3 protein-coding genes and 3 pseudogenes are annotated in these 3,280 nt (G+C 70.9%); 4 read left to right on the top strand and 2 right to left on the bottom strand.

From position 1 onward, the window contains the following. Positions 1-261: pseudogene (locus tag VIU94_RS07990) on the top strand (winged helix-turn-helix domain-containing protein); the annotation flags it as partial. Between the two features lie 71 nt (positions 262-332). After that, a pseudogene (locus tag VIU94_RS07980) lies at positions 333-491 on the top strand (NF041680 family putative transposase); the annotation flags it as partial. Here the strand turns inward: VIU94_RS07980 and VIU94_RS07975 are convergent. Next, positions 481-642: a hypothetical protein gene (locus tag VIU94_RS07975; protein ID WP_331909045.1), complete on the bottom strand. Its 162-nt coding sequence runs from the start codon at positions 640-642 to the stop codon at positions 481-483. The pseudogene VIU94_RS07980 and the gene VIU94_RS07975 sit on opposite strands and share 11 nt — an antisense overlap. A 120-nt stretch (positions 643-762) precedes the next feature. Here VIU94_RS07975 and VIU94_RS07970 point away from each other — a divergent pair. Beyond that, positions 763-1,243 (top strand): annotated as a pseudogene (locus VIU94_RS07970) (radical SAM/SPASM protein FxsBH, inactivated beta-hydroxylase extension form); the annotation flags it as partial. A 411-nt stretch (positions 1,244-1,654) separates the two neighbouring features. Next, positions 1,655-1,843, top strand: a complete 189-nt coding sequence (locus VIU94_RS07960; protein WP_331909043.1) for a DUF6381 family protein — start codon at positions 1,655-1,657, stop codon at positions 1,841-1,843. Positions 1,844-2,066: 223 nt separating this feature from the next. On the opposite strand, the gene VIU94_RS07955 is transcribed toward VIU94_RS07960, so the two are convergent. After that, on the bottom strand, positions 2,067-3,152 hold the full coding sequence (locus VIU94_RS07955) for a DUF5954 family protein (RefSeq protein ID WP_331909041.1): 1,086 nt from the start codon (positions 3,150-3,152) through the stop codon (positions 2,067-2,069). Positions 3,153-3,280 lie beyond the last annotated feature (128 nt).

Raw genomic sequence — 3,280 nt, 5'->3', positions numbered from 1 at the left:
GCCGGCCAGGATCAAGACCCTGATCGGCCGGCGCTTCCACGAGAGCATGACGTTGTCGGGTATCTCCCAGATGCTGCGACGGCACGGCTGGAGTCATCAGGTTCCGGCCCGCCTGGCCGTCGAGCGTGATGAGACAGCCGTAGCCGGCTGGGTGAAGGACGTGCGGCCGCACGTGGAACCCCCGCGGCGGCGCTCGGAGCCTGGCTCGTCTTCGAAGACGAAGCCGGATTCTCGATGACGCCGCCGAACGCGCATGACTGGGTCACCGCCTACCACCTGCCGCCCTACACACCCGACCTCAACCCCGTCGAAGGCATCTGGTCGATCCTCCGCCGAACTTGCCCTGTCCGGCCCGTGCGCCGAAACCCAACCGGCCCGGCCCCGGCAGGCCGCTCGGCTCGAAGAACCGGCACCCCGCCACCCGCTACGACGTGGGCAGAACTGTCAGACGGCCCGAGGCCATCGCCGAACGCGCCCAGGTCAGCCCGTAGAGAATGCGGATCGGTTCTTCGCGATGTTTCGTGTCTTCTTGGTGTTGGCAGACTCGGCGAGCAGGGCGAGTACCGCCGGCGACGTCGACTCCTCGGCGAGGACGCGCTGCATCCAGTCCGTGACCTCCGCCAACTCGGCCGGTGTCGGCACGTGACCGTCCTCCGCGCCGCCGCTCCTGGATCGGCCAAACCTGCTCAGGCGAACTCCCCACCCATCGTGTGATCTTGCCCGGCGTGTCGAACTGGGATCGGTGTGTCGTGGAGAGCCTGCGTGCGCACGAACGGGCTCCAGCTCAGGGTCTCCCCCAACTGGATGAGGTCAACAGCACCTTCGGCGTCCGGGTCGGCATCTCCCTCGACGGCGACAAAGGCCGCCAACGACCGGCACCGACGCTACGCCGACGGCCGCAGCAGCCACGCCAAGGTCCTCAGGGCCCTCGAACGTATACGACGCGCTGCTCGAACTCGACCCGCCCCGGATCGACTTCCTGCTGCCGCGCGCCACCTGGGAGCATCCGCCGCCGCGCCCCGACGGCTCGCCCACCGCGTACGCCGACCGGCTGCTCGCCGTCTTCGGCCGCTGGGACGGGCAGGGCCGTCCCCGCTTCTTCGATCGGCGCTCTCCACCCTCGCCGGCGGCCCCAGCCTCACCGAGTCGCTGGGGCTGGCCCTCACCGACCTCGTCGTGATCGAGACCGACGGCACCCTGGCCCGTCGAGTCACTCAAGAGCGCCTACGAAGACCCACCAGCTGACGTTGCGCGAGCGAGGGCATCACGGCGGGTTCGCCGTGAGCGCTCCTACAGCCGCTTCACACGGACCCGACGTCCGCTGCCGGTGTGGATCCCAGGAGCTGGCCTCGGCCTGGTCGGCGCGAGGCCCCAGCGGAGCTTGGTGGCGGTCCACTCGCCGACGTAGCGGCATGCGCATCGGGCAGCGGCGGCATCCACTCGGCCGGGTCCTGGTCCAACTTCGACCGGTTCGACCGGGCGGACTCCACGGCCAGGCTTGCGCCACGCCCGCCTCGCACGGGCATCCCGCCCGGCACCGTATGAGTGGCCTGTGCTGCGGCGATAGCGGTGCGTGACTGTTCCGGATGCGCCGGGCTCGGGGCGCTGGTTCGCTGGTGGCGTCCGCTCCCCCCCCCAGATCTCAGGAGTGATCATGAGCATTGCAGACGAGTCCGGCGGCCGGTCCCGGCAGATGCGCCAGAAGGCGGAGCAGCTGGAGCAGGCCGCCGAGCGTGCCACCGACCCGGCGGAGCGTGAGCGCCTGAAGGAGAAGGCACGTCGCCTGCAGGAGGAGAGCAAGCAGGCGAACCAGACGGGCAGCGGCGGCGTCGACCCCATGTGACGCCCCGCGCGTATGAACCCGTGCGCATGAAGTGCGCGTAAAAGGCCTGCGCATGGACTCCGCGCATGAACCGGCCGGCCGGTGATACTCCCCCGCGACGTTGCGAGGAGGTGGTGTCACCGGCCGTCTTCGGGTGCGGCGGGGAAGGCGAGCGTCGCTCGGGTGCCGCCGTCCGCGGGTGCCAGGACTTCTCCCGCAGCCCTTCGAACCCGTCGGCGTCGTCTTAGCCTTCGTCGCCCTCGTAGTGGATGTTGCCGTCTTCATCGAGCACGGGGTGGAGGCGTTCGGGGGCGTGGTCGTTGACGTCGGACGGACGCGGCCCTTCGGGCCCGTCGGGTCCCCAGCGCAGCAGGCGGCGGGTGCGGCCGATCCGGTAGACGGCATCCAGGACCTCCAGTTGGTCGACCCGGCCGGTGCGCAGCCGGTCGGAGGCCTCGGCGTACGCAGTCAGCTCTGCGGCTGCGGAGTCGGCGTTCTGGGCGGCCTGGGTACGGGCGTCGACGTGCCGGTCGGCGTCCATGGGGATGAGACCGCGCTTGCGCGGCTCGAACCATGTCAGGGAGAAGTCCAGCGTCTTCCGCGCGTCATGCGCACTGGCGTGCGGGCAGCTGATCGGGCGCCATCCCGTGCCGTTCTGCTCCACGACCGTGAACGTCGCGGGCAGCAGCAGGACGTCGGGGTGCGTCTCCAGTGCCCGGTGTGAGTCGCTGCGTACGTCGTCGGGAAACCGGGAGCCGGTGTAGGCGAAACTGCGCAGCGCCAGCCGTTCCGCAGCCTGTGCCGGGGTGAGCGGCGCGTCCGGGTCCAAGATCAGGCCGTCGTCGACCTCTGAGTCCCTGGTGCCGGGGCTCCAGTCGGGGGTGACGGGTTCCGGATCGGTCGGGCGCGGACGCTCGATGCCGCCGGCGCCCAGACCGGCGTACTCCTCGGCGCGCACGATCCGGTAGCGGGTCCCGAGCACGGTGAGCTCGTCGACGCGCTCGCTCTCCAGCCGGGCGACTGCCGCCAGCAGAGCACGACGCTCCGCTCTGTCCTGGGCCTCATCCTTCGCACGGAACCACAGCAGCGAATTCAAGCTGTCGCGCGCCGTCTGCGGACAGCCGGCCGACACCGCGACCACCACCCGCCACCGCTGCCCGTCGTCCTCATCCTGCGCGGCAACACCGAACAGCGGGCCGCGGACCGCCACCCCACCGGCCTGCACCGCGGCGTCGACTGCGTCGGCCTCCACGGCGGCCTCGACCGGTTCCACCGGAACCCTCACCACCAACGGCCGCACCCCGCCCGGCCTCACATCCCCAAGGTCCATGCCCCCATCCTGCCGACCACGGGCATGAACCCGGCACGGATTCCCCTAAACCCCTCTCGCGGGGAAGGGGCCAGGCGGTCAGGTGAGGGCGTGGACGCGGGTGGCGAAGGCGCGGACGCCGGGCAGTG

Origin of the sequence: Streptomyces sp., from assembly GCF_036566765.1 — a bacterium.
GTDB lineage: Bacteria > Actinomycetota > Actinomycetes > Streptomycetales > Streptomycetaceae > Streptomyces.
The sequence above is the reverse complement of the archived record's forward strand: the minus strand, read 5'-3'. Positions and strand labels throughout refer to the sequence as shown.

Excerpts from the sequence above, each read along its gene's own strand:
- VIU94_RS07960 (WP_331909043.1), top strand. The coding sequence starts at position 1,655 with ATGAGCATTGCAGACGAGTCCGGCGGCCGGTCCCGGCAGATGCGCCAG.
- VIU94_RS07955 (WP_331909041.1), bottom strand. The coding sequence starts at position 3,152 with ATGGACCTTGGGGATGTGAGGCCGGGCGGGGTGCGGCCGTTGGTGGTG.